Here is a 25865-nt window from a genome sequence, read left to right as displayed (position 1 = left end):
CTCCATATAGGCCGGGGGCGCGACCTTTGGAACCGCCGCGCGCCGCCCGCACCCCTCGGCGCGGGGGGCGTTTTCACCCCCGTCCCTGAAGACGCACCAGGAGGCGCATCAGTCCGCCGACCAGGGGATCGGCGAGCTTTTCGGCATAGGCGCCGAGCGCGGCGCGGCGCACCGCCTCGGCCAGCGTCGGATAGGGCGCGACCATCCCGGCGAGCGCGCCGACGCCGATCCGGCCGGCGATCGCCAGCGCCACCAGGGCCGCGGTCTCGCCGGCGCCGGGGCCGACGAGGTCGGCGCCGAGCACCCGGCCGCGCGGGCCGAGTACGAGGCGGACGAAGCCCTCGGTGTCGCCGTCGGCGACCGCGCGGTCGTTGCCCGAGAAGTCGGCGCGGACCACGCGGACGCGATCGCCGTGGCGCGCCCGCGCCTCCGCCTCGCGAAGGCCGACGTGGGCGATCTCGGGATCGGTGTAGGTCGCCCACGGCAGGGCGTCGCGATTCTCCCGGTGCGGCCAGCGCGTCAGGATCGTGCGGATCGCCAGGCCCGCCTGGTGGCCGGCCCAGTGGGTGAAGCGCGGCGTCCCGGCGACGACGTCGCCGATCGCGAACACGCGGCGATTGGAGGTTCGGAGCGCGGCGTCGACGACGATGCCGTCGGCCGTCGCCGCGATCCCGCCGGCCGCGAGGTCGAGGTCGTCGACGGCCGGACGCCGGCCGGTGGCGACCAGCAGCCGCTCGGCGCGGACCGGGCCGGCGGTGGTGTCGACCTCGACGCCGCCGGGGGCGGCGCGGACGGCGAGGGCCGGGGTCTCCTCGCGGAGATCCACGCCCTCGCGGCGGAGCCGGGCGGCGACGATCGCGGCCGCCTCGCGGTCGTCGCGCGGCAGCGCCCGACCGGAGGTCGCCACCGTCACCGCGACGCCGAGACGGCTGAACGCCTGGGCGAGTTCGAGGCCGACCGGCCCGCCGCCGAGCACCACCAGCGAGGCGGGCAGGGCGGAAAGGTCGAAGACGTCCTCGTTGTTGAGGAAGGGGACGGAGGAAAGGCCCGGCAGGTCCGGCACCGCCGGACGGGAGCCGGTGGCGACGATCACGCGGCGCGGCGCGATCCGGATGTCCCCGACCGCGAGCGTGCGCGGGTCGAGGAAGCGGGCGGTGCCGGCGAGCACGGTGGCGCCGAGGGCGCGGAAGCGCTCGGCGCTGTCGTGGGGCGCGATGGTCGCGATCGCGCCGTGGACGTGGGCGAAGACGCGGGGGGCGTCGACCGTGGGCGGACCGGCGTCGACGCCGAAGGCGGCGGCGCGGCGCACCGCCTCGGCGTGGCGGGCGGCGGCGATCAGCGCCTTCGAGGGCACGCAGCCGGTGTTGAGGCATTCCCCGCCCATGCGGTCGCGCTCGACCAGCACGACCGAGAGGCCGACGGCGCGGGCCGCGGCGGTGGCGGTGAGGCCGGCCGAGCCGGCGCCTATCACGCAGAGATGGGGGCGGAGCGGCGCGCTCACCCGCAGCGCCCCCGCCGGGCCCGCCAGCGGCGGAAGACGACGGGAACGAGCGACAGCACGCCGAGGGCGGCGAGGGCGGCGACGAGGTCCGGCGTCACCAGGGCCTTCGGGTGCAGCGAGACGGTGCAGGTGCCGGCGGCGAGGCAGGCGGCATTGGCGGCCTCCTGGGCGGCGACGACGCTGTCGAGACCCGAGCCGAGGGCGGCGAACACGAAGGTGGCCGGCAGGATGCCGAGGGCGGTGGCGAGCACGTAGGCCCGGGTCGGGACGCCGAGGATCGCCGGTGCGAGGTTGACCAACCAGAACGGCGCGATCGGCACGAGGCGTAGGAACAGGACGTAGTGGAAGGCGTCGCGGCAAAAGCCGCAGGCGATCTTCTCGATCCGCGGTCCGGCCCGGGCGCGCAGGCCCTCGCCGATCGAGGAACGGGCGGCGAGGAAGATCGCGGTAGCGCCGAGCGTGGCGGCGAGCGCCGAGGCGAGGCCGCCGACCACCGGTCCGAACAGGAAGCCGGAGGCCATGGTGAGCGCGAGCCCGCAGGGGACCGACAGCGCCACGACCACCACGTAGACCGCGAACAACGTCGCCAGCGCCGCGACGTAGTGGGCGGCGACGAAGTCGACAACGACGGCACGGTTGGCGATGAACGCGTCGAGTCCGAGGAGATGGTGCAGATCGAAGGACCATGCCGCCGCGCCTGCCACGGCGATCGCCAGGATCGGCCACGCCCGCCGCACCCGCCGCCACGGCGACGGCGCCGCGACGTCGGCCGAATTCCGGACTTCGCCGGGAAGGGGGTGGCTGGTGGCGCTCATGACGATCCTGAGGTGGCATGCGGGACCGTGCGGGGCAAGCGCCTCGCGGCGGTCTCACGCCGTCTTGATGCCGCGCGAGGGGGCAGCAAGCGGCGCGCCGGCGGCGAAGTGGCGGGGCGCGCGCCGATCGGATAGAAGCGAGGAATCCCACCCGACCGGATCCGCGAACCCGATGGTGCCGACCCCGCGCGTCTTCCCCGAACCGACGACGGCCCGGCGGGCCGGCACAGCCCGGCGCGCCCCGCGCGCGGCCGGGGCGTGAGCGCGACCATGGCCGCACCACTCGTCGCCAACCCCGCCGTCGACGTCGTCCCGACACCGGACGGCGAAGCACTGGCGATCTCCGCCCGTTCGGCCGTCCGCGGCTTCCTGCGCACCGTGCTCGACCCCGGCGCCCCCGGATACGGCGCCGCGACCGCGGCGGCTGCGGGCCGGCCGGCGGATTCGGCGGGACTTCCCGCCGACGACGTCGCGGCGCTGTGGGCCGCCGGCCTCCTGGTGCTGCCGGCCGAGCGGCCGGACGCCTCCGCCGCCCCGGATGTCGCGGCCGCCGCGACGGCGTTCCGCGTCCGCGGCTTCGCGACGATCCCCGCCTGCATCGACCGGGCGACGGTCGACGCGCTCGTCGGCCACTACCGGGCCGCGGTCGCGCGCGGCGCCGCGCCCGTGACGAGCACGATCGACCGCAACGCCATGCACGACGACCCGGCCGGCCGCGTCGTGCTGCGCGCGCTGCTGCCGGCGATCGAGGCGATCGCCGGGGTGCCGCTGAAGCCGAGCTATTCCTACGCCTCGCTCTATCGGCCGGGGGCGTCGATGCCGATGCACCGCGACCGCGCCCAGTGCGCCTACACGCTGGCGCTGGCGATCGACCATCGGCCGACGCCGGCCGACGGCGTCTCGCCCTGGCCGCTGACGGTCGATCCGGGCGACGGCACGCCGCCGGTCGACCACCTGCTGCCGATCGGCGGCGGCGTGATGTTCCGCGGCACCCGGCTGCTGCACGGCCGCGGTCCGCTCGCCCCCGGGGAGACCTGCTGGACGCTGCTGCTGCACTACGTCGACCGCGACTTCGACGGGCCGCTGGGGTGAGCCGCCGGGCGGCGCGGGCGGACCTGCTGACCCGCTGCGGCTTTCCCTTCGTGCCGTTTCCGGCACGAACGCCGCTGCGGCGTCTGCGCCATCTCTGCCGCCGGGAGATGTTCGGCTCGAGGCCGCTCTGGCAGCGCGTGCCGCTGCGCGCCGCCGTCGTGGCGGTCTGGCCGGTCGCGGCGCTCGCCGCGACGATCCGGTGCCTGCGCGCCCTGCCGGCCGACGAGCGGCCCACGGGCGTTCGCGGATGGGTCGCCCGCGCCGTCGACGTGATGCGGCGCGCCCTCCTCGACGACGTGCCGCCCGACGCCTACGCGATCTACCGCCTGCACGAGCCGGGGCGGGCCGCCTTCGTCGCCGACGCGCTGTTCGGGCCCGAGCCGCAATGGCTCGCCGGCCGGCTGGCGCGGCTCGGCGGTGCGGACGAGGCCGACGTCGCCGACAAGGCGCGCTTCGCCGACCTCTGCCGGCGGCACGGGCTCGCCGTCGTCCCGACCCTCGCGGTCTACCGCGACGGCGCGCGAGACGGACCGCAGACTCCCTTTTCGCCCGATCACGTCGCGCTCTGGGTCAAGGACCTGCGCGGCAGCCGCGGCGCGGGGGCGGCGTGCTGGCGCCGTGACGCCGCGGGCTGGCGCGAGGCCGACGGTGGCCCCGTCCTGTCCGAATCCGACCTCGAGGAGCGATGGTGCCGCGGCGACCGGCTGGTCCAGCCGCTCGTGATCGCCCACCCTGTCCTCGCGGCGCTGTCGGCGGGGGCGGCGGTGCCCGACGTCCGCGTCGTCACCGGCATCGGCCGCGACGGCGACGTCGCGGTGGTCGGCGCGCAGGCGCGCCTCGGTGTCGGCGGTCGCCCCGGCACGCGCCGGATCGTCGCCGCCGTCGCCGACGACGGTCGGCTCGGGACGGCGCTCCTCGCCGGCCGCCGGCCGGTCGAGCGCCATCCGGTCACCGGCGCCGACCTTCGCGGCGTCGAGATCCCGTGCTGGCCGGAGGCGCTGGCGCTGGTGCGGCGGGCCCACGCCACGGTGCCGGAGTTCGCCCGCTTCCCGTTCCTCGGCTGGGACGTCGCGATCACCGCCGACGGCCCGCTGCTGATCGAGGCCAACGTCTCCTGGGACGGGCTCCTGCTGCAGGCCGGCGACCGGCCGCTCGGCCGGACGGCCCTGCCGGCGATCGCGCTCGACCGTCTCGACGGAGATGGCGGCGCGAGCGCGGGCTTCCGTTGACGCGGGCGGGCCGCTCCCGTATAAGCCCGCATCGATTGGGCAGGGCCGGCGGCTCTTCCCCGTGGCCGCTCGGCCCCGGGGGGCGAGACGGCGGCACGCCCGGACCAGAACGAGACCCGCCCCGCCGACCGCCGGTCCCCCCGGATCGCGGCCGGGGCCACGAAGACGAGGCCGCCCGGCGGGCGGAGATCAAGATGAAGCGCACTTACCAGCCGTCCAAGCTCGTCCGCAAGCGCCGTCACGGCTTCCGCGCCCGCATGGCCACCGTCGGTGGCCGCAAGGTGATCGCGCGCCGCCGCGCCCAGGGCCGCAAGCGCCTGTCGGCCTGACGCCGGTTCCCCGCGCGGGGCGGAGACGATGCCTCCGGAGCACCCCGTCCGGCTGACGAAGCGCAGCGAGTATCTCGAAGTCGCCCGGGGTGCGCGAACGCCCCGGCGCGGCTTTTTGCTGCAATCGATCGCCCGTCGCGACGGACGGTCGGCCGAGCCCGACGCGGCGGCGCCGCCGCGTTTCGGCTTCACGGTGACCAAGAAGATCGGCAACGCCGTCGAACGCAACCGGATCCGCCGCCGCCTCAAGGAGGCGGTGCGGCTGGAAGGGGCGGCGGCGGCGCGGCCGGGAACGGATCATGTGCTCGTCGGCCGCCGTGCGGCGCTGACCCAGCCCTTCGCGGAACTCGTCGCCGACGTCGTCGGCGCGGTGCGCGACCCGGGCGGCGAGGGTGGCGGACGCGGCGGACGCGGTGCGAGGAAGAGACCGGTCGATGGCTGACAACCGCAACATGTTCCTGGCGATCCTGTTGTCGCTGGTGGTTCTCCTGGGCTGGCAGTATTTCGTCGCCGCCCCGCAGGTGGAGAAGGCCCGCCAGGCCGAGCAGGCGCGGCAGGCGCAGGCCTCGAACGCCCCGGCCCCGGCCGCTTCGGGCGCGGCGGCGACCTCCGGTTCGGCCGCTCCCGCCGGTGCCGCGGCGACCGCCGCCACGGCGCAGGCCGCCAGCCGCGACGAGGCGCTCGCCCGCGACGCCCGCGTGCCGATCGACACCCCGGAGATCGCCGGTTCGGTCAACCTCAAGGGCGGCCGCATCGACGACGTCGCGCTGAAGGCCTACACCGAGACGGTCGATCCGACCTCGCCGGCGGTGAAGCTCCTGAACCCGCTCGGAGGGCCGGACGCCTACTACGCCGAGTTCGGCTTCGCGGCCGCGGCCGGCGACCCGACCCCGGTGCCGAACGGCGACACCGTCTGGACCGCCCCGGCCGGCGCCAAGCTGACGCCGTCGACGCCGCTGACGCTCACCTACGACAACGGCAAGGGCCTCGTCTTCACGCGCACCATCGCGGTCGACGAGCACGCCATGTTCGAGGTGAAGGACGCCGTCGCCAACACCGGCGCGGCCGCGGCGACGCTCTATCCCTACGGCTTCGTCGTCCGCCACGGCACCCCGCACACCCAGGGCACCTACGTGCTGCACGAGGGCCTGCTCGGGGTGTTCGACGGCCACGGCGTCACCGAGGTCAAGTATTCGACGCTCGCCAGCGACGGCGCGCTGAAGCCCGACGCGGCGAAGACCGGCTGGCTGGGGATCACCGACAAATACTGGGCGGCGGCGCTGATCCCGGCCGGCGAGGCCGGCTTCCAGCCGCGCTTCCTGCATTCCAAGGCCGGCGAGACCGACGTCTATCAGGCCGACTACCTGCGCGACGCGCTGACGGTCGCGCCCGGCGCCAGCGCCGGCACCGACGTCCGGCTGTTCGCCGGCGCCAAGACCGTGGCGCGCATCGACGCCTACGAGGCCGAGTACGGCATCACCAACTTCGACCGCCTGATCGACTGGGGCTGGTTCTACTGGCTGACCAAGCCGATGTTCCGGCTGATCGACTTCCTCTACAAGGTGTTCGGCAACTTCGGCCTCGCCATCCTCGGCGTCACCGTCATCGTCAAGGCGGTCTTCTTCCCGCTCGCGAACAAGTCCTACGCGTCGATGAGCAAGATGAAGAAGGTCCAGCCGGAGATGGCCGCGCTGCGCGAGCGCTACGCCGACGACAAGATGAAGCAGCAACAGGAGTTGATGGCGCTCTACAAGAAGGAGAAGATCAATCCGCTGGCGGGTTGCCTGCCGGTGCTGATCCAGATCCCGGTGTTCTTCTCCCTCTACAAGGTGCTCTACGTCACCATCGAGATGCGCCACGCGCCGTTCTACGGCTGGATCCACGACCTCTCGGCGCCGGATCCGACCTCGCTGTTCACCCTGTTCGGCCTGATCCCGTGGACCCCGCCGCACATGCTGATGATCGGCATCTGGCCGCTGATCATGGGCGTGACCATGTTCGTGCAGATGAAGCTCAATCCGGCGCCGCCGGACCCGACCCAGGCCGCGATCTTCACCTGGATGCCGGTGATCTTCACCTTCATGCTCGGCTCGTTCCCGGCCGGACTGGTGATCTACTGGGCCTGGAACAACACGCTGTCGATCCTGCAGCAGTCGCTGATCATGAAGCGCCACGGCGTCAAGATCGAACTGTTCGACAACCTGAAGAGCACCTTCGCGAAGAAACCGGCGGGCGGCTGACGCCGCCTCCGGAGGGGGCGAGACGGGCCGGGACCGTGCCGCCGACCGGCGGCGCCGCCGCGCGAGGGACCCTGGACCGAGAGCCGCCCGTCGTGACCGACACCGCCCCGACCCACCCCGATCCCTCGGCCCGCCATCCGGTGGCGGGCCATCCGCGCGTGGTGTTCCTGAAGGCGGTGGTCGACCGGGCGAACATCACGGTCGGCGACTTCTCCTACTATGACGACCCGGTGGCGCCGGAGCGGTTCCAGGACACCTGCGTCCTCCACCACTACGACTTCCTCGGCGACCGGCTGGTGATCGGGCGCTACGTCGCGATCGCGAGCGGTGTCCGCTTCGTTATGAACGGCGCCAACCACGCCATGACCGGGTTCTCGACCTTCCCGTTCCAGATCTTCGGCCACGGCTGGGAGCGCGACTTCGACTTCGGCACCATCGTGGCCGGCCTGCGCGGCGACACGGTGGTCGAGGACGACGTCTGGATCGGCATGGAGGCGGTGGTGATGCCGGGCGTGCGCATCGGCGCGGGAGCGATCGTGGCGGCCCGCGCGGTCGTGACCGCCGACGTGCCGCCCTACGCCATCGTGGCCGGCAACCCGGCCCGGGTGGTGCGCCGCCGGTTCCCCGACGCGGTGATCGACGAGTTGCTCGCGATCGCATGGTGGAACTGGCCGGTGGAACGGGTTACCAGCAACCTCGAGGCCATCAGGGGAGCCGACCTCGACGCACTGCGTCGGGCGGCCGGAGAGCCAGCGTGAGCGACATCGACGGCGGCCCCGGGCCGCGGAATCCCGAGCCTTCCGAAGCCGTGCGCCTCTTGTTCGCGCGGCCGTGGACCTTCGTGCGCGGCATGAGCCGCGTCGACGACCTGCCGCCGGTGGCCGGCACGGTCGAGGTCGCCTTCGCCGGGCGCTCCAACGTCGGCAAGTCCAGCCTGATCAACGCGCTGACCGGCCAGGGCGGCCTCGCGCGCACGTCCAACACCCCGGGCCGGACGCAGGAACTCAACCTGTTCAAGCCCGAGCGCGACAGCGGCGTCTTCCTGGTCGACATGCCCGGCTACGGCTATGCCGAGGCGCCGAAGGAGAAGGTCGACGTCTGGAACCGGCTGATTCGCGACTATCTGCGCGGACGGCCGAATCTCCGCCGCGTCTTCGTGCTGATCGACGGCCGCCACGGCCTGAAGAAGAACGACGAGGAGGTGCTCGACCTCCTCGACAAGGCGGCGGTGTCCTATCAGGTCGTGCTCACCAAGGCCGACAAGCTGAAGCCCGGCGGCATCGCCAAGCTCGCCGCCGAGACCCTCGAGCGCATCCGCAAGCGCCCCGCCGCCCACCCGGAGGTGCTGACCACCTCGTCCGAGAAGGGCGCCGGCATCGACGAACTCCGTGCCGCCATCGCCGCCCTGATCGGGTGAGGCCCTCCGTCGCCCTAGCGCTCAGGCCGGCGGGGCGTCCTTGCCGCGCTTGCCGCGCAGGGCTTTGAGGAGGACGGTGGCGAGCGGGACGATCAGACCCGGCAGCGCCGAATCGAACGGGTTGCGGACGAAGCCGGCGAGGCCGCGGATGTCGGCCTCGGCGCCGCGCAGGTCGGCGGCGAGGGCGTCGAGCGCGGCGGCCTCGAGGTCGAGGGCGACGGCGTGGTCGCGGCCCGGCTCGGACGAGCCGGCTACCAGCATCAGCACGGCGGCGAAGGCGAGGGCGGCGGCTCCGAGGGCGACGGCGGCCCAGATCGGACCGATCACCGTCTCGAGCGCGAGGAAGCCGGCGTAGCCGAGCAGCGTCAGGCCGATCACGGCGAACAGGCCCGCGGTGACGACGAGGCCGGCGCGGGTCGCCGCCCGGCGCAGGCGGATGTCGGCGAGGATCCGCTCGGCGCGGACCAGCACCTTGAGATTGCGCAACAGGCCGTCGACGTTCATCGCCCCCTCCAGATCCGGCCGACCACGACGCCGACCAGGAACGCCGCCGCCGTCACCGCCAGCGGGTGCTCCTCGGCGAAGGCCTCGATCTCGGCCGCGCCCTCTTCGACCCGCTCGCGGGCGGCGGCGATCAGGGCGGCGACCTCGTCGGGGAGCGGCGCGGCGTCCGGCGCGGAACCGGCGACGTCCGGGCCGGGCGCGACCGCCGCCGCGGCGGCCGCGAGTTCCGCCCGCAAGGCCGCGATTTCCTGGAGAATCCGGTTCGTCCGCGCCATCGCCGCCCTCCGCGGGGCCATCATGGAACGGGCACAATCCTCCCGCAAAGGGATTCGTCCCGCCTTGACCGGTGTCAATCCGGCGGTGGCGCGACCTGTGGCGCGGCCCTATGGTGCGTCCGCAGAAAACCTGATGTCGACAACGACGGGGGCGCTGCGCAACGCGGCGTCCCGTGCCTGCCGAAGACCCCGGAGCCCGCCCTTGTTCGTCTCCTTCTTCCCGCGCCCCAAGCCGTTCTTCATCTCCGCGCTGGTGTGGATGATCCTGGTGACGGCGAGTTGGTACGCGGGGGGCGACGAGATCGGGACGCTGCTCGGCTTCCTCGCGCCGCCCAAGGACGCCGCAGAGACCGGAGCCGCCTTCTTCCTGACCGGCGACTTCCTGTGGTTCTACATCTACTACGCCGTCGCCACCCTGCTGTTCGCCGGCGCGTGGCAGTTGATCGCGCCGCATCCGTGGTGGAAATGGTCGGTGCTCGGCTCCGCCCTGATCGTCTTCACGACCTATTTCCAGGTGCAGGTCTCGGTCGCGATCAACAATTGGTACGGCCCGTTCTACGACCTGATCCAGGCCGCGCTCGCGAAGACGCGACCCGTGGAACTGGCCGAGTTCTACGCCGAGATCCTCACCTTCGCGGAGATCGCCTTCATCGCGGTGACCGTCGGCGTGGCGACCCGCTTCTTCGTCAGCCATTACATCTTCCGCTGGCGCACGGCGATGAACGACTACTACCTCGCCAACTGGGACAGGCTGCGCCAAGTGGAAGGCGCATCACAGCGCGTCCAGGAGGACACCATGCGCTTCTCCACGACGGTGGAGGGCCTCGGGGTCAGTCTGATCGACAGCGTCATGACGCTGATCGCCTTCCTGCCGGTGTTGCTCCGCCTCTCCGCCAACGTCACCGAACTCCCGATCGTCGGCACCGTCCCGTATCCGTTGATGGTGGTCGCGATCCTGTGGTCGATCTTCGGCACGGCCTTCCTGGCTCTGGTCGGCATCAAGCTTCCGGGCCTGGAATTCCGCAACCAGCGCACCGAGGCCGCCTTCCGCAAGGAACTGGTCTACGGCGAGGACGATCCCGATCGCGCCCGCCCGCCGACGATCAACGAGCTGTTCGACGCGGTACGTAGAAACTATTTCCGGCTCTACTTCCACTACACATACTTCAATGTCGCCCGCATTTTCTACCTGCAGACCGACAACATATTTCCCTACATCGTGTTGGCGCCGACGATCGTCGCCGGAAAGATCACGCTCGGCGCGATGAACCAGATCCTGAACGCCTTCGGGCAGGTGCGTTCGTCCTTCCAGTATCTCGTGAGTTCCTGGTCGACGATCGTCGAGTTGCTGTCGATCTACCAGCGCCTGCGCACCTTCGAGGCCGTTATCCACCGGGGTGCATTGCCGGTGACGGAGCTGAAGTACCAGGAGAAGGCGGACTGAGCGGCTGGCGACCATCCCGATCGCCCCGCCCGGCGTTGAGCCGGGCGCGCCTTTCGGCTATAGGGGCGCCGACTTCCGCGAACCGTCCAACACGAGGGCCGAGCCCATGTCCGCCAACGGCGACGTCGCCACCACGCTGAGCGAGGAGGCCATGGTCTCCCGGGCCCGGGTGATCTCCGAGGCGCTGCCCTACATGCAGCGCTACGACGACAAGACGGTCGTGGTGAAATACGGCGGCCACGCCATGGGCGACGAGGCGCTGGCGCGCGCCTTCGCCCGCGACATCGTGCTCCTGAAGCAGTCGGGCATGAAGCCGATCGTGGTGCACGGCGGCGGGCCGCAGATCGGCGCCATGCTCGACAAGCTCGGCATCAAGTCGGAGTTCCGCGCCGGCCTGCGCGTCACCGACAAGGCCACGGTCGAGATCGTCGAGATGGTCCTCGCCGGCTCGATCAACAAGAACATCGTCTCGGCGATCAACGCCGAGGGCGGCCGCGCCATCGGCCTGTGCGGCAAGGACGGCAACCTCGTCGTCGTCGAGCGGGCGACGCGCACCATGCGCGACCCCGATAGCAACATCGAGCGGATCGTCGACCTCGGCTTCGTCGGCGAGCCGAAGACGGTGAACCCGGCCGTGCTCGACATGGTGGCCAAGGAGGAACTGATCCCCGTGGTCGCCCCGGTCGCCCCGGGCGAGGACGGCGAGACCTACAACGTCAACGCCGACACCTTCGCCGGCGCCATCGCCGGTGCCATGCACGCGACGCGGCTCCTGTTCCTCACCGACGTGCCGGGCGTGCTCGACAAGCAGGGCCGGCTGATCAAGGAACTGTCGGTGACCGACGCCCGCGCCCTGATCGCCGACGGCACCATCTCCGGCGGCATGATCCCCAAGGTCGAGACCTGCATCGACGCGCTGGCGCGCGGCGTCGAGGGCGTCGTGATCGTCAACGGCAAGACGCCGCACGCGGTGCTGCTCGAGATCTTCACCGAGACCGGGGCGGGCACGCTGATCACGCCCTGACCGGCGGCACGTCCGGTCGCCCGTCGGCTCCAACAGGAGGACACGTCCATGACCGCACGGCGCATCGCCTTCCTCGGCATCGGCCTGATGGGCGCCCGGCAGGCCGCGCGGCTCCTCGCCGCCGGCCACGCCGTCCGCGTCTGGAACCGCACGGCGGAGAAGACCGAGCCGCTGGTGGCGCTCGGCGCCACCGCCTTCGCCGACGCCGGCGACGCGGTCGAGGACGCCGAGGTGGTGATCACGATGCTCGCCAAGGGCGCGACGGTCGCCGAGGTGCTGTTCGGCGGCGACGTCGCCGACCGGATCCCGGCCGGCGCCGTGGTGGTCGACATGAGTTCGATCGCCCCCGCCGAGGCGCGCGCCCATGCCGCCCGCCTCGCCGCCCGCGGCGTCCACCATCTCGACGCGCCCGTCTCCGGCGGCACCAAGGGCGCGGCCGAGGGCACGCTGGCGATCATGGCCGGCGGCGATCCGGCGGTGTTCGAGGCGGTCCGGCCGGTGCTGGAGGCGATGGGCCGGCCGACGCTGGTCGGCCCCGCCGGCGCGGGGCAGGTCGCCAAGCTCGCCAACCAGATGATCGTGGCGGTGACGATCGGCGCGGTCGCCGAGGCGCTGGTGCTGGCCGAGCGGGCCGGCGCCGACCCGGCCGCGGTGCGCGACGCCCTGCGCGGCGGCTTCGCCGAGAGCCGGATCCTGGACCTGCACGGCGCGCGGATGATCGCGCAGGACTTCGTGCCGGGCGGGCGGACGTCGCTGCAGATCAAGGATCTCGAGAACGCGCTCGCGACCGCGGCCGAATCGGGCGCGCCGTCGCCCTTCTCGGGCCTCGCCCTCGAGCTCTTCCGCGACACCTTCGCCGCCTTCGGCGACGTCGACCACGCCGGCCTCTGGCTGACCCTGCACGAGCCGAAGCAGTAGACACCCCCGCGAATCGGATCGGCCGCGCGGCAATCGCGCGAAGCTGCCATTCATCCTTCCCCTTAGGGGAAGGTGGCCCGATGGGCCGGAAGGGGTCGTCTTTGTGGGGAGACCAAGCGCGTTTTGGTCGAGCTGAGCCTCGTTCCGATCCAAAACGGGCAGGTGGACGGGAAAAAGGGCGACCCTTTCCCCTCGCTCCGCTCGGACCCTCCCCTCGAGGGGAGGGATGAACCGCGGCTTCGAGCGATCGCCCTGACGAATCACCCGAGTGGCGCGACTTCGAGCCGGCGGCGGGCGACGGCCTCGCGCCATCCGGTCGCCGGTGCGCCGGTGGGGCGGAGCGGTGCCGGCGCCGGTGCGACGGTGACGGCGAGGGCCGGCGATTCGGGCGGCGACGCGGTCTCGTCGGCGGCGCCGCCCTCGCGCCGTCGCAGCGGCAGCGTGGTGAGATAGACCGACGCGAAGGCGAGCGAGAGGTCGAGCGTCTTGGTCGAGATGCCGTTGGCGCCGGCGTTGACCGCCATCAGGAAGGCGAGCGGGATCACCGCGGGCCGGCCGACGAGCCGGACGATCTCGGCGAGGAACAGCGCCAAGCCGACGAAGAACAGTCCGCTGACCAGCAGGCCGTAATAGGCCGGGAAGGCGACGACGAAGCTCTCGATCGCCGTGGTGATGTCGAGCCGTCTCTGGGCGGCGGCGATGTCGGCGGGGTCGGGGGCGAGGACGAAGGCCTCCGGCGTGATCCGGTCGAACACGTGCAGCATGGCGACGCGGGTGGCGGCGCTGCCGGCGTCGTTCTGGAACCGGCCGAGGAAGCGGTCGAGCGCGCCGTGCTCGACCAGGACCACGCCGGCGAGCACCGCGACGGTGGCGATCGCCGCGGCGGCGGACGCGGTCGTGCGGGCGGTGCGCGCGCCGCCGAGTCCGACCAGCGCGCCGCTGCCAAGGCGCAGCAGCAGCACGCCGATCGACAGGATGGTGGCGGTGCGCCCGCCGAAGCAGGTCATGGCGCCGAGCTGGAACAGCACCAAGAGGATCCTGAGCCTCGGGTCGAACACCCGGCCGGCCGGGCCGGACAGCAGCACCAGATAGAGCCCGGTCTGGGCGGCGTTGACGAGCGGGTGACCGAGCAGCGCGGTCGAACGCCACTCGAAGGTGACGAGCTCGTTGCCGAGATAGGTCGGCAGCAGCCGGAAAGAGGTCACCTGCTCGAGATAGGCGATGCCGGAATTCACCGTGAAGAACACGTGGACCGCCACCATCATCAGCCGCCGGTCGCGCTCGGTGGTGGAGGTCAGCGCCACGAAGGTCAGCGCCGAGGTCAGGAAGGTGTCGATCAGCGGCGTGACCGGCTTGTGCTGCACCACCACCGCCTGGAACATCAGCACCGCGATCGCGACCACGTAGACCATGAGGCCCGGATGGTCGTGCCACAGCCGCGCGATCGTCGGCACCGGCCGGCGCGCCATCAGGAAACAGACGACGGCGCCGAGCGCGAGGAAGGACGCCGGGTGGATCTTGGCGAGCTGCGGCCCGCCCGGCGAGCCGTAGGGCAGGCCCATCGCGAGCAGCAGCGCCGGCGACATCGTGAACATCGCGACCAGCGCGCCGAAGGTCAGCAGCCGCGCCAGCAGGAACAGCAGAGCGCGCGTCGGCGGCAGGGGGGCGGTCTCGGCGGTGGACACGGGATCGGCGCTCGCGGTTGCGGGGCCCAGCCATCCTGCGCCCGGCGTGGTTGACGGGCGGTGCATCAGCGAAAGCCGATTCGCGACCGCCCGCCGGGCGTGACGACCTCGCCGGCGACGGGGCCGTCGCCGACGAGCCGAATCACCTTCTCGGTGCCGGGGGCGAGGGCGAACCAGTCGTCGTCCGGCCGGAGCGCGCCGGCGTCGACGTGCACGATCGGCGCGTAGGCGTCGGTGGCGACGACGAGGCGGGCGCCGGCGGCGTCGGTCTCGACCCGGGCCGACAGCGTCGGCCGCGGGAAGGCGTGACCGAGGCCGAGCGGATGGTGGAACGCCTCCGCGAGCACCGCGCCGTCGGCGCCGACGAGGCGGGCGACGGTGACGTCGTGGCCGGGCGGGCCGAATCGGTAGGCGTAGGAGACGTCGAAGAAGGCGCCGATCAGCTCGAAGGCCGAGATCTCGGTGGCGGAATGCGGCGCCAGGATCACCGCGCGCTCGCGCGTCACCACCGCCGTGCGGCCGTCCTTGAGGCAGGCGAGCGTCAGCGTCGCCGCGACCGGTTCCGGGCGGTCGTTGACGAGGTGGATCGCGAGCCCGTTGGTGCCCTCGTCGGTGAGGGCGACCTGCAGCGGACGGAAAGCCCGTTTCAGCGCGTACCAAGCCGGCTTCGGCCGTCCCGACCAATCGATCACGCCCCAGCCGGCGCCGGGCGCGAGGTCGGCGAGGGTCCAGACCAGGGCGCCGCGGGTCGGCGAGCGGCCGCGGCGCCACTCGGCGAAGGTCGCCTCCATGACGAGGCCGGTGACGGCGCGCGAGAGGTCGAGGTGGAGGGCGGGGTCCTCGCGGCGGAGCCGCGCCGGATCGACACCGAACAGCAGCGCCAGATAATGCTCGCGGACGTCCTCGAAGTCCCAGGACGCCGAGAGGTCGCGCGGCACGCCGGCCTTCCAGCGCGGATCGTGAACCGCCGGCACCGGCAGGTCGTGCGCGAGCGTCGTCGCGTCCGGCACGTTGGAGAAGGCGAGGCACTCGGCGGCGAAGGTCACCTCGGCGCGGCGGGCATCCTCGAGCGGGCGCATGTAGGCGCCGACGCCGTAGTAGTGCGCGACGCCGGCGTTCGGCACGAAGGGCAGCGGGCCGCCCGAGGGCGAATTCGGCACGTAGGGCACGTCCGGGCGGCGCTCGGCGGCGACGGCCGGCAGGATCTCGTCGTGGAGCGGTCCGGGCCAGCGTTCGGGCGGCAGGCCCATCATGGCCGCCTGCTGCAGCACCTCGCTGCCGCCGCAGAGCACGGCGAGCGAGGGGGCGGGGCCGATCTCGTCCAAGATGTCGGCCGCCTCCGCGCGAACGGCCTCGGCGAAGGCGGCGTCGGCGACGGGATAGTCGAAGTTGGCGAAGGGGAACTCCTGCCAGACCATCAGGCCGAGTTCGTCGCAGAGGTCGAAGAAGGCGCGTGATTCGGGGATCATGGTGCCGCCGACGCGGACCATGTTCATGCCTGCCTCGGCGGCGAGGCGGAGCAGCGGCGCATACGTTTCCCGAGTCGCGGCGAGGCCGGCGACGTCGGCCGAGGTCCAGCACGCGCCGCGGCAGAACACCGGCACGCCGTTGACGCGGAGGCCGAAGCCGCGGGCGTTGGGGTCGCGCTCGATCGTGCGGAAGCCGACGCGGCCGAGGTCGACCCGGCCGGCGGCGGTCTCGAGCGCGACCGCGTGGAGCACCGGCTCGCCGTGGCTCGCCGGCCACCAGCGCGCGACGCCGGGGATCGCGAGGCTGGCCTGGACGCGCTCGCCGTCGCGGGTGGCGGTGACGGCGGCGCCGGCGCAGACGAGCCGCGGTGCGTCGGTGCCGGGCAGGGTCAGCGAGACGTCGAGCCGGCCGGTGTCGCCGTCGAGGGCGGTGCGGATCGAGATCGCGCGCGGGGCGTCGGGATCGGGTGCGACCAGCGCGGCGGCGCGGCTCGGGCCGACGGCGTCGACCGCGGGCGTCCAGCCGGGCATGTGGCCGAACAGGGTGGTGCGCACGAGGCGCAGGCCCTGGTTCGGGATCATCGGCGCGCGCCAGCGGGCGCGCGGGCCGCGGGCGGCGAGCGCCGGGGCAAGGGCGCGGAAGCAGAGCGCGAGGATCGTGCCGGCAGCCGCCTCGACGGCGACCGACGCACGGCGGAACTGGTCGGCGGAGCGGGCGACGACGTCGTCGCCGACGAAGACCTCGGCGATGCCGGCGAGGCCGGAAAGGTCGAGCCGGAACGAGCCGGTCTCGGGGAGGTCGGCGACGTACCAGACGTCGCGGCCGTGGAGCGCGAGCGGCGCGCGGCCGTCCCAGAGGCCGGCGGCGCGGAGGGCGGTGGCGGCGGTGCCGGGTACGGGGGCGTCGACGAAACGGAGCCCGGGCGCAGTGCGAAGCGCCGACGGCACGGCGTGGGCGCCGGCGTCGGTGACGGCGAGGGTCCAGGCGAGGGGGACGGCGCGGTCGGTCAAGGCTGTCCTCGTCCGCGGCGACCGCGGGTCGTCTCGGGGGCGGGGAGGGCGAGGGCGCGGCGGCGCGCCACCGCGGTCCGACGCGGCGGCCCGACGGATCGGGCCGTCGCGGGAACCGGTGGTCAGCCGAAGCGGCGGTCGAGCTTGGCCATCAGGCGGTCCCAGGCCTCGGCGGCGGGTTCCATCTGGCCGGGCAGGGCGTCGGCCTTGCGGCGGGCGACGGCGCGGGCGAGCTGGAACTGCACCACCTTGGCGGTCTCGGCGATCGCGCGGGCGTCGGTCTCGGCGCCGTCGGTCTCGCCGTAACCGGCGGCGTCCAGCCACTCCAGCATCGAGGCGAGCAGCTCGAAGTTGGCGCCGAGCTGGCGCAGCGTGTTGAAGGCGTACTTGTGGAAGAACGCCGGCCGGTCGTAGAGCGCGGCCGCCTGCCCCGCGAAGCGCGCCTGGAAGGCGCGCACCGGGTTGTCGGCCGGACGGCGGGCGAGATGGCGCGACAGCGTCTCGGCGGCGCGGGCCGGCAGAGTGGCGAGGTCCGGTGCGGGGCCGAACTTCAGGAATTCCGAATAGGGCAGGAACGGCTGTTCGGCCGAGCGCTCCGCGGTGCGCCAGACGCCCTCGAAGTCGGCGCCGTCGAGGGCGAAGTAGCCGCCGTTGTGGAAATACTCCATGCGGCGGGCGGAAAGGTCGATGCGGTTGACGCCGACCGTCGTCTTGCCGTGCTCGCTGCGGTAGGAGACGCCGCGGGTGTCGGGCATGAAGAAGCTGTCGAGCTCGACCAGCGGCAGCCGGCCGCGCGCGACCTGCTCGGCGACGTGACGCTCCGGCTCGTCGAAGATCGCGAGCTCGGCGAGGCGGATGCCGGCGAGCGCCTCGAGGTCCTCGGTCGGGATCTTGAAGAAGCCGAACTGGTCGCCCTCGAAGTCCTGCGTCACCGTGAAGCCCATCAGGGCCTCCGGTGGCAGGCCGAGCGCCGCGATCACCTCGACGAAGAGGTCGACCGAGCAGTTGGTCTCGGGCCACGACCGTTCGGCCGCGTGCAGCGAGTGCGGACGGTGGCGGTCGGGCGAGAGGGCGGGGAACACGGCCGCGGGGGCGGCCGTGTCTTCGCGGGCGGCGGGGAGCGCGCTCATGCCGCGCCCCACAGCGCCTCGCGCACCGGGTCCGGCCAGACCGTGACGTCGAGGCCGTGGTGGCGGAAGAGGGCCAGCGCCACGCGCTCGAGGCCGAAGCCGACGCAGGCGGTGTGCGCGACGTCGCCGGTGGCGGTCTCGATGCCCCAGGTCTTGCCGAAGTGGTCCTGGTGGTAGTTGAACGACAGGCAGGCGGTCGGGCTCGCCTCGGAGTTCACCGGCACCAGGAGCTCGAACTTCAGCGCCTGCTCGCGCTGCGTCGCCTTCATCATCCGGCCGGCGCGGCCGAAGAAGGGGTCGTTGGCGACGTCGACGGTGAAGGGCAGGCCGATGGTGCCGATCAGCTTCTGGCCGAGGTCCATCCACTGTTCGCGGAAGTCCTGGACCTGCTCGGGGGTGCCGGCGCGGACGTATTCGCGCATGCGGAACAACTGCTGGCGCGTCGGCTCCATCGAGGGCTCGCGGCGGAAGCAGTAGGACTGCAGGTCGAACAGCACACCTTCGGCCGGCAGCGGCCCGCGGCGGGCGATCACCGGATAGAGCGGGTAGCAGGCCGCCGGCGTCAGCACGATGTCGGTCGCCTGCTGCTGGCCGGTCCAGTCCTCGCCGGCGGAAAGGCATTCGAGCAGGGCGGCGTGGTCGTGGTCGTTGCCGCAGAAGGCGTGGACCGTGCCGGCGAGGTTCGGGAAGCTCTTGAGGTAGCCCGAGCGCTCGAACCAGGCGCGCGGCATCGCCGGCGGGAAGCGGAGCACCTCGGCGTCCTGGAAGCCGCCGAGGCGGGTGATCAGGGCGTCGAAGCGGGCGATCACGTCCTCGAAGACGCCCGAGCGGCCGTAGAGGCCCTGGACGCCGGTCTCCACGAGGTGACCGGCGGCGAACAGCTTGTCGAGAAGTCCGGCTTGCACGTCCATGTGGTCACCCCAGGAGGCTGGCGTCCTGCTTCATCACGGTGATGAGGCTGGCGGTGTTCATGAGCACACGATCGTTGGAGATCATGAGCCGGGCGGAATGGGCGTCGCGCAGGTGACGGCCGAGGCTGAACGGGGTGCCGTTCTTGTAGCCGTTGATGCCGGTGATCAGCAGCGCCTTGTCGACGACCTCGAGGATCTTGGTGGAGATCGCCACCTTCAGGAGGTTGATGTCGACGGCGTAGTTGATCGCGCCGAGGATCTCCGGATTGGCCTTGGCCTCCTCGTAGCGGTCGATGGCGACGAGCAGGGCGGACTTGACCATCTGCAGCTCGGCCATCGCCTCGGCGAGATGGACCGCGCCCGGCGGGGTGACGCCCGGGTTGCGGCGCGCCTCGCCGCGCACGAAGGCGTGGGCGCGGTTCACCGCGTCGGCGGCGATGCCGTACCACAGCGCGCCCCACAGGATGTGGGCGTGGGCGAGCATCGACTGCGCCGCGATCTCGGCGAAGGGCACCGGCAGGATCTGCTCGGCGGCGCCCTCGGAGCGGAACACGAAGCCGTCGGAGCGGGTGCCGCGCATGCCGAGGGTGTCCCAGGTGTGGGTCTTCTCGAGCGTGTACTGGTCCTTCATGACCACGGTCATGACCTGGTCGCCGGACGGCGCGTCGCGGTGGGCGCGCGAGGTGACCATGATGCCGTCGCACTCGAGGGCGTAGGAGATCACCGTGGCGTTCTTCTCGAGGCGGAAGCGGTCGCCCTCGACCTCGATCGCGCAGATCGAGTTGCGCATGTTGCCGCCGATGCCGGCCTCGGTGGTGGCAGAGCCCATCAGCAGTTGCTCGGCACAGATGCGCCGCATCAGCGCGCGGTGCCAGTCGGAGCCGGCGCCGTGCTCGACGAGGCTCGACATCTTGATCTGGTGCATGGCGAAGATCATCGCCGACGCACCGCAGGACTGGCCGAGGATCGAGCAGGCGTCGGCGATCTCGGCCGTGGAGGCGCCCTCGCCGCCGAGTTCGACCGGGACCATGACGCCCATCAGCCGCTCGAGCTTCATCGCCTCGACCGCTTCCTTCGGGAAGCGGTTCTCGGCGTCGACCGCGTCGGCGAAGGTGGCCGCGACGGCGGCGACGCGCTTGGCGCGCTCGGCCAGCCGGTTCTTGGTGAAGTATCCGACGGCGTTCATCTCAGGCGGCCTTCCGATCGGAGGTGAGCTCGTCGACGCAGGCGGAGATCGCCGCGATCGACTGGAACGAACGGCGGTTGAGCATGCGGTCGGGGAACTCGATGTCGAAGGTCTCCTCGATCGCCAGCATCAGCTGCACGGACGCGAAGGACGACAGGCCGGCGGCATAGAGGTCGGCGTCGTCCGCCAGGTTCGCGACGGACACGGACAGTCCGCCGTGCTTGGCGATCAGGTCTCTCACGGTCACGGTCATCAACGCACTCCGTCTGCTCGGGATCGGACCCGACGGCCGGGTCTCTTTCGTTATGGCCGGGACGATAGTGGATGTACGTTGGGAAAACCTTAAAATCGAAATGTAAAAATCCGATTCACCAATAAGGAATCGTGTATTCGACGATTTGAATTTTCAGATGATCGATTGCGAACCCGGCGGAGACCGCGCCCCGTGCCGCGAACGGCCGCGCCGCGCGCCCGGACGGGGCGGGTGTGCCCGTGCTCGCGACAAATATCGAGTCACGCCTGATCCTGTCGAACGTTAACCTGTTCTTGGCGCTCCTCGCCTATTCTCGGTGCGGAGGTTCCGCGGCCGGCCGGGGACCGCGACGGGTGGGATGGGCGATGGCTAGACTGGCCGGCTCGAAGGCGGCGTTCGGCACCGTTCTGGTCGGCGGTGTCGTGTTCTTCCTCTGCATCCTCGCCTTCCTCGAGCAGCTGCTCGGTGCCGTCTCGGTGCAGGCCGACGCCATCGACGCCCGCCGCACTTTCGAGACCGTCGGCGCTGCCATCGCCGCCACCGAGGACAAGCTCGCCTATCTCGCCGCCGACAACGCCTATTGGGACGACGCCGTCCACCATGCCGGCGCCGCCGTGCCCGACACGGACTGGCTCTACGCCACCTGGGGCGCCGTCGCCGGGCCCGAGGGCGGCTACGATGCCGTCTACGTGGTCGACGAGGCCGGGCGCGTCGCCTGGGGCCACACCGGCGGTCGCGCGGTCACCGGTGCCGGCGCCGAACTGCTCGGAACCACCCTGGCGGCCATGGCGACGCGCCGGGCGGCGGTGACCGCCGACGACGGCGCCGAGCGCGGCGCCGCATTCGTCGCCATGCCGGACGGTCTCGCCGTCGCCGCCGCGGCGCGGATCCGGCCGAGCACCGAACGGGAGATCGAGAGCGCCGGCGGCGGGCGCGCCCTTGTGTTCGTGCGCCACGTCGACGCCGCCCTGCTCGGCGAGCTCGCCACCACCTTCCTGATCGACGATCTTCGCGTCGCCACGCCCGCCGACCGCGGCGACCGCCTCGCCCTGCGCGGACCGTCCGGCGAAGTGGTCGCGTCCGTCACCTGGGCGCGGCGCAATCCGGGCCGCGAGGCCACCGACGCGGCCTGGCCGCACGTGCGCAACACGCTGGTCCTGGTCACGGTATCGATCGCGCTGTTCGTGGCGATCGCCGGCTACGGATTGCAGCGGCTCTCGCGCGAGGAGCAGAAGGCGCGTCGGGCGGCGCTGACCGACGGCCTCTCCGGCTTGCCGAACCGCCGGGCGGTGACCGAGCACCTCGAGGAGGTGCTGAGCCGGCCGCCCGGCGAGGATGCGCAGGCGGTCATCGTGTTCGTCGACCTCGACGGCTTCAAGGACGTCAACGACACCTACGGCCACGGCACCGGCGACGTCCTGATCCGCATGGTCTCGACCGGCCTCGGCATGCTGCGCGGCGACGGCATGCTCGCCCGTCTCGGCGGCGACGAGTTCGCCGCGGTGTTCGCCTCCCGGATGGCGCGGCGCGAAGCGGTCGAATTCGCCTCCGACGTGCTGTTGCTGCTCGGCCAGCCGCTGACGATCGGCGAACGCCGCATCCAGATCGGCGCCAGCATCGGCATCGCCGTCGGCAATCCCGGCGAGTGCGACGGCACCGAGCTGTTCCGCCGCGCCGACGTCGCCATGTACGAGGCCAAGCTCAAGGGCGGCAACCGCATGGCCCAGTTCGAGGCCGAGTTCGACCACGAACGCAACATGCGCCAGACCATCGAGGAGGGCATCCGCGGCGGTCTCGACCGCGGCGAGTTCGCGGTGCACTACCAGCCGATCGTCGAGGCGGCGACCGGACGGGTCGGCGCGGTCGAGGCGCTGGTGCGCTGGCCGGGCCGCGAGGAGGGCCAGCTCGGGCCGGACGTGTTCATCGCCGTCGCGGAATCCTCGGGCCTGATCCACCAGCTCGGCCTGTTCGTGCTGCGGCGCGCCTGCGAGGACCTGCGCGACCTCCACGACCTCTCCGTCAGCGTCAACGTTTCGCCGGCGCAGTTCCGCGACCCCAACTTCGAGTACAACGTCGCCGAGGTGCTGGCGGAGGTCGACTTCCCGCCGTCGCGCCTCGAACTCGAGGTGACCGAGGGCTACCTGATCGAGCATCCCGACCGCGCCGTCGCGGCGATCGCGGCGCTGAAGCGCCAGGGCATCTCGATCACCCTCGACGACTTCGGCACCGGCTATTCGAGCATCGGCTACCTGCGCCGCTACGGCTTCGACCGCATCAAGATCGACAAGTCGCTGGCCGGCCGCGTCGGCGCCGACCCGCAGGCGACCGCGCTGGTGTCCGGCACCGTCGCGATCGCCAACGCCCTCGCCATGGCGGTGACCGCCGAGGGTGTCGAGACGGCCGACCACGCCCTCCTGCTGCGTGCCGCCGGTTGCCAGAAGCTGCAGGGCTACCACTTCGGCCGGCCGGTTCCCCTGGCCGACCTGCGCCGCGCCCTGTCGAACGTCGACCGCCCCGCCGCCGCCGCGTCCGCCGACCGCGCCGCCTGACCGCCGCGCCGGCCCGCCGCCTGCCGCCACCTGCCGTCCCGTAAGCGGATCGCGGATCGTCCCGCCCGCCGCGCTTCCCGTTCCCGGACGCGGCATCACCCGAATGGGGGGTGGGGAGGGTCCCGGACCGCGCTAGAGTGTCGCTGCCGCGGCGCGACGGTCTCCGGTCCGCAAGAGCCACCCACGGGGACGGGCCGGCCATGGGCCGGGAGACGGGCGCGACGACGGAAGAGGGGTCTGCCGGGGGGCGGGCTCCCGGCCGTCGGGGCGTCGGTCGGCAGCGACGGGGAAGCGTACGATGTCGAAACTGTTCGCCGGCCTCGGGCCGCGTTCGCGCGGGCCGCGTTGGCGCCGGCGCAGCACCTTCCGCTTCGAGCCGGAGGTGCCGCATTACAGGGCCGAGGTGATGGCCGTGTTCGGACACCTGCTCGATCCCTTCGGACTTCGGGGGGAGGACGCACAGGTGTTCCTGGACGACCAGCCGCCGATGCACTCGAGAGAGATCGATCCCCACGTCTGAACACCGCGCCCGCGGCGTGCCGGCCCTCGGCCGGGCCGTCGCGGGCGTCGGGTGCCTTGCGAACCGCCGTGCGATCAGCGCCCGCCGGCGGCGATCTCCGCCGCGAGCCGGGCGGCGACCTCTCCGACGACCGCGTGTACCGAAAGGACGTCGGCCTCGGTGGTGCCGAAGGCGCCGGCCTGGAACCGGATCGCGGCGCGGCCGTCGACCGCGGTCTGCGTCAGGTAGACCCGGCCGTCGCGATTGACCGCCTCGACGAGGTCGAGGGTGAAGCGGTCGGGATCGACGTTCGCCGGCGCGCGGTAGCGGAACGAGAACAGCGACAGCATCGGCGGCGTCACCAACTCGAAGGCGGGATCGGTGGCGATCCCGTCCGCCAGCGCCGCCGCCCAGCGGACGTGGTCGCGGATGATCGACCTCAGGCCCTCGAGGCCGTGGGCGCGGATCAGGAACCACAGCTTGAGCGCGCGGAAGCGCCGGCCGAGCGGCACGGACCATTCGCTGAAGTTGACGACGCCGTCGCGGCCGCGGGTCTTGAGATATTCCGGCCGGATCGCCAGCGTGCGCACCAGGCTCTCCGGATCGCGCAGGAAGTGGGCCGAGCACTCGAACTGGGCGCCGAGCCACTTGTGCGGGTTGACGACGACGCTGTCGGCGCGCTCGACCCCGGTCCAGAACGTCCGGAACTCCGGGCAGATCATCGCCGACCCCGCCCAGGCGGCGTCGACGTGGAGATAGAGCCCGTGGCGGGCCGCGACGTCGGCCACCGCCGCGACGTCGTCGGTGCCGCCGACGCTGGTGCCGCCGACGCAGGAGACGATGCCGGCGGGCAGCCGGCCGGCGTCGCGGTCGGCCACGATCGCCGCCTCCAGCGCCGCGGCGTCGACCGCGCGCGACGGGCCGCCGGACGGCAGCTTGACGAGGTTGTCCTCGCCGATGCCGGCGATCCACACCGCCTTGTCGACGGACGAGTGCACCTCGCGCGAGGCGTAGACGCGTAACGCCGGCCGGTCGGCGAGGCCCGTGCGGTTGCCGGTGAAGCCGAGGGCGCGCTCGCGCATGGTCAGCACGGCGGCGAGCGTCGCGGTGGAGGCGGAATCCTGCAATACGCCGGAGAACCCGTCCGGCAGGCCGAGCGCCTGCCGCAGCCAGTCGGTCACCACGACCTCGAGCTCGGTCGCGGCCGGCGACGTCTGCCACAGCATGCACTGCGCGCCCATGGCGGCGACCAGGATCTCGGCGACGACCGAAGCCGGCGCGGCATTGGCCGGAAAGTAGGCGAAGAAGCGCGGGTGCTGCCAATGGGTCATGCCCGGCACGATCACGCGCTCGAAGTCGGCGAGGATGGTCTCCATCGCCTCGCCGGTCTCCGGTGGCACCGGTGCCACTTGGCGGGCGACGGCGCCCGGCTCCAGCGGCGGCCGCACCGGACGCTCGCCGAGGCCGGCCCGGTAGTCGGCGCCCCAGCGTGCCGCGCGCTCCGCGAAATGGGACAGGTCCTTCTCGTCCATGGCAACGTCTCCGCCGCGGCCCCGCGAGGGCCGGATCGGCGCGGGCATGGACGGCGGGCGCGGCGGCGTCAATCCGATAAGACGCCACGCCCGCTCGTGCGGTGGGCGGGGATCGGCGACGGGGGAGGGGAGCGTTGTCGTGCGGGGCCGGAAGCCGCGGGTGGGGGGCGTTTCAACGACCGCCGGCGACCCGCACGACAATCGGTAGAACACCGGCCGTGGCGCTCGGTTCCACGGGCGCGGTGATTTTTTCTGCCGCCGGCACCGGCCGGGACGGCGGCTCGGAGGCGATCGGCCGGTGCGAGCGGGGTTGACAGGTCGGGCGCCGCCCCTTAAGTGACCGCTCCCACGCCGGTTCGCCGGTGTGGCGCCGCCTCCCAGGAGCGTGGCGACGGTTCCCGGCCGCGAAACGCGGCATGCGCGGGGACCACGTGGCGGAGTTTCCGCCGTTCTTTCCGGCCTGACGCCGAAGCCGTACAGAGCGGTCGCAAAAAGGGGTTGACGCGCTAGCGTAAAGCCCTTATGTGACCGCCTCCGATGCGTGACGTCAGTGTGACGGCCGGGTCGAGCTGAGATGATCGAAAGAAAATCTCGGCGATCGAATGAAAAAAGACCTTGACCTCGTCTGGTTCGGTTCTTATAAGTTCGGTCAACGGCGACGACGAAATCTTCGCCGGTTCTTCACGAAGGGGGTTGACGACGCTTCGTCGATACCTTAAGTGAAGCGCACCGAAGCGGTGGCGAGCCGCTGACGAGCTTCGAAGGCCTCGGCCTTCCGTTCTTTGACAAGTTGGATGAGAGAAGAAGGAGAAACGTGGTCGGCGGAGTGTCCGCGGGCCTGGTTTTCGGGAT

Annotated in this window: 23 protein-coding genes; 12 read left to right on the top strand and 11 right to left on the bottom strand. The window is 72.3% G+C overall.

Annotation, left to right across the window (positions count from 1 at the left end; all coding sequences use genetic code 11):
• Positions 1-73: 73 nt before the first annotated feature.
• The gene (locus EDD54_RS12490) at positions 74-1501 is read right to left on the bottom strand and encodes a dihydrolipoyl dehydrogenase family protein (protein ID WP_126539631.1); all 1428 of its coding nucleotides are present in this window, start codon (positions 1499-1501) and stop codon (positions 74-76) included.
• Complete coding sequence (locus EDD54_RS12485; RefSeq protein WP_126539629.1) at positions 1498-2316, bottom strand: TVP38/TMEM64 family protein; 819 nt, start codon at positions 2314-2316, stop codon at positions 1498-1500. The genes EDD54_RS12490 and EDD54_RS12485 overlap by 4 nt, the downstream gene beginning before the upstream one ends.
• Before the next feature lie 270 nt (positions 2317-2586).
• Between EDD54_RS12485 and EDD54_RS12480 the strand changes: the two genes are divergently transcribed.
• The 7 genes from EDD54_RS12480 to yihA all read left to right on the top strand — a co-directional run bounded on the left by EDD54_RS12480 (position 2587) and on the right by yihA (position 8623).
• Complete coding sequence (locus EDD54_RS12480) at positions 2587-3408, top strand: hypothetical protein (RefSeq protein ID WP_126539627.1); 822 nt, start codon at positions 2587-2589, stop codon at positions 3406-3408.
• Positions 3405-4637: a sugar-transfer associated ATP-grasp domain-containing protein gene (locus EDD54_RS12475; protein WP_126539625.1), complete on the top strand. Its 1233-nt coding sequence runs from the start codon at positions 3405-3407 to the stop codon at positions 4635-4637. Before EDD54_RS12480 ends, EDD54_RS12475 begins: the two co-directional genes overlap by 4 nt.
• Before the next feature lie 194 nt (positions 4638-4831).
• On the top strand, positions 4832-4966 hold the full coding sequence (rpmH, locus tag EDD54_RS12470) for a 50S ribosomal protein L34 (RefSeq protein ID WP_126539623.1): 135 nt from the start codon (positions 4832-4834) through the stop codon (positions 4964-4966).
• Between the two features lie 28 nt (positions 4967-4994).
• On the top strand, positions 4995-5408 hold the full coding sequence (gene rnpA / locus EDD54_RS12465) for a ribonuclease P protein component (protein ID WP_126539621.1): 414 nt from the start codon (positions 4995-4997) through the stop codon (positions 5406-5408).
• A complete protein-coding gene (yidC, locus tag EDD54_RS12460; RefSeq protein ID WP_126539619.1) occupies positions 5401-7206 on the top strand; it encodes a membrane protein insertase YidC in 1806 nt (601 codons plus the stop codon). Before rnpA ends, yidC begins: the two co-directional genes overlap by 8 nt.
• Before the next feature lie 92 nt (positions 7207-7298).
• The gene (locus EDD54_RS23450; RefSeq protein WP_126539617.1) at positions 7299-7964 is read left to right on the top strand and encodes a CatB-related O-acetyltransferase; all 666 of its coding nucleotides are present in this window, start codon (positions 7299-7301) and stop codon (positions 7962-7964) included.
• A 5-nt stretch (positions 7965-7969) separates the two neighbouring features.
• Positions 7970-8623 (top strand): ribosome biogenesis GTP-binding protein YihA/YsxC, encoded by a 654-nt coding sequence (gene yihA / locus EDD54_RS12450; RefSeq protein WP_281010179.1) that lies wholly within the window; start codon positions 7970-7972, stop codon positions 8621-8623.
• 21 nt (positions 8624-8644) lie between these two features.
• Here the strand turns inward: yihA and EDD54_RS12445 are convergent, their stop codons facing one another.
• Both EDD54_RS12445 and EDD54_RS12440 read right to left on the bottom strand, forming a co-directional pair.
• Positions 8645-9127, bottom strand: a complete 483-nt coding sequence (locus tag EDD54_RS12445) for a hypothetical protein (protein WP_126539613.1) — start codon at positions 9125-9127, stop codon at positions 8645-8647.
• Positions 9124-9402, bottom strand: a complete 279-nt coding sequence (locus EDD54_RS12440) for a hypothetical protein (protein WP_126539612.1) — start codon at positions 9400-9402, stop codon at positions 9124-9126. Before EDD54_RS12440 ends, EDD54_RS12445 begins: the two co-directional genes overlap by 4 nt.
• 202 nt (positions 9403-9604) lie before the next feature.
• Between EDD54_RS12440 and sbmA the strand changes: the two genes are divergently transcribed.
• The 3 genes from sbmA to EDD54_RS12425 all read left to right on the top strand — a co-directional run bounded on the left by sbmA (position 9605) and on the right by EDD54_RS12425 (position 12788).
• The gene (sbmA, locus tag EDD54_RS12435) at positions 9605-10846 is read left to right on the top strand and encodes a peptide antibiotic transporter SbmA (protein ID WP_126539610.1); all 1242 of its coding nucleotides are present in this window, start codon (positions 9605-9607) and stop codon (positions 10844-10846) included.
• A gap of 151 nt (positions 10847-10997) precedes the next feature.
• Positions 10998-11870, top strand: a complete 873-nt coding sequence (argB, locus tag EDD54_RS12430; protein WP_425375001.1) for an acetylglutamate kinase — start codon at positions 10998-11000, stop codon at positions 11868-11870.
• A gap of 48 nt (positions 11871-11918) precedes the next feature.
• A complete protein-coding gene (locus EDD54_RS12425) occupies positions 11919-12788 on the top strand; it encodes an NAD(P)-dependent oxidoreductase (RefSeq protein ID WP_126539607.1) in 870 nt (289 codons plus the stop codon).
• A 260-nt stretch (positions 12789-13048) separates the two neighbouring features.
• Here the strand turns inward: EDD54_RS12425 and EDD54_RS12420 are convergent, their stop codons facing one another.
• From EDD54_RS12420 to EDD54_RS12395, 6 genes are all read right to left on the bottom strand, one after another.
• Positions 13049-14473 (bottom strand): VpsF family polysaccharide biosynthesis protein, encoded by a 1425-nt coding sequence (locus tag EDD54_RS12420; protein ID WP_126539604.1) that lies wholly within the window; start codon positions 14471-14473, stop codon positions 13049-13051.
• 65 nt (positions 14474-14538) lie between these two features.
• Positions 14539-16953: a glycoside hydrolase family 2 protein gene (locus EDD54_RS12415; RefSeq protein WP_126539602.1), complete on the bottom strand. Its 2415-nt coding sequence runs from the start codon at positions 16951-16953 to the stop codon at positions 14539-14541.
• Between the two features lie 122 nt (positions 16954-17075).
• Positions 17076-18083: a DUF1839 family protein gene (locus tag EDD54_RS12410; protein ID WP_126539600.1), complete on the bottom strand. Its 1008-nt coding sequence runs from the start codon at positions 18081-18083 to the stop codon at positions 17076-17078.
• Positions 18080-18994 (bottom strand): amino acid--[acyl-carrier-protein] ligase, encoded by a 915-nt coding sequence (locus EDD54_RS12405; RefSeq protein ID WP_126539598.1) that lies wholly within the window; start codon positions 18992-18994, stop codon positions 18080-18082. Before EDD54_RS12405 ends, EDD54_RS12410 begins: the two co-directional genes overlap by 4 nt.
• A gap of 4 nt (positions 18995-18998) precedes the next feature.
• Entirely contained in the window at positions 18999-20180 is a 1182-nt protein-coding gene (locus EDD54_RS12400) for an acyl-CoA dehydrogenase family protein (RefSeq protein WP_126539596.1), read from the bottom strand.
• Between the two features lies 1 nt (position 20181).
• Positions 20182-20433, bottom strand: coding sequence for an acyl carrier protein (locus EDD54_RS12395; RefSeq protein WP_126539594.1), 252 nt, complete (start codon positions 20431-20433; stop codon positions 20182-20184).
• A gap of 365 nt (positions 20434-20798) precedes the next feature.
• Between EDD54_RS12395 and EDD54_RS12390 the strand changes: the two genes are divergently transcribed.
• Entirely contained in the window at positions 20799-22982 is a 2184-nt protein-coding gene (locus tag EDD54_RS12390) for a putative bifunctional diguanylate cyclase/phosphodiesterase (protein WP_126539592.1), read from the top strand.
• A gap of 298 nt (positions 22983-23280) precedes the next feature.
• A complete protein-coding gene (locus EDD54_RS12385; protein WP_126539590.1) occupies positions 23281-23502 on the top strand; it encodes a hypothetical protein in 222 nt (73 codons plus the stop codon).
• Between the two features lie 74 nt (positions 23503-23576).
• Here the strand turns inward: EDD54_RS12385 and EDD54_RS12380 are convergent, their stop codons facing one another.
• Complete coding sequence (locus EDD54_RS12380) at positions 23577-25013, bottom strand: pyridoxal phosphate-dependent decarboxylase family protein (protein ID WP_126539588.1); 1437 nt, start codon at positions 25011-25013, stop codon at positions 23577-23579.
• Between the last annotated feature and the right edge of the window lie 852 nt (positions 25014-25865).

The organism is Oharaeibacter diazotrophicus, from assembly GCF_004362745.1.
GTDB classification, from domain to species: domain Bacteria; phylum Pseudomonadota; class Alphaproteobacteria; order Rhizobiales; family Pleomorphomonadaceae; genus Oharaeibacter; species Oharaeibacter diazotrophicus.
Note: the sequence above shows the minus strand (reverse complement) of the source record. Positions and strands in the feature narration are given on the sequence as shown.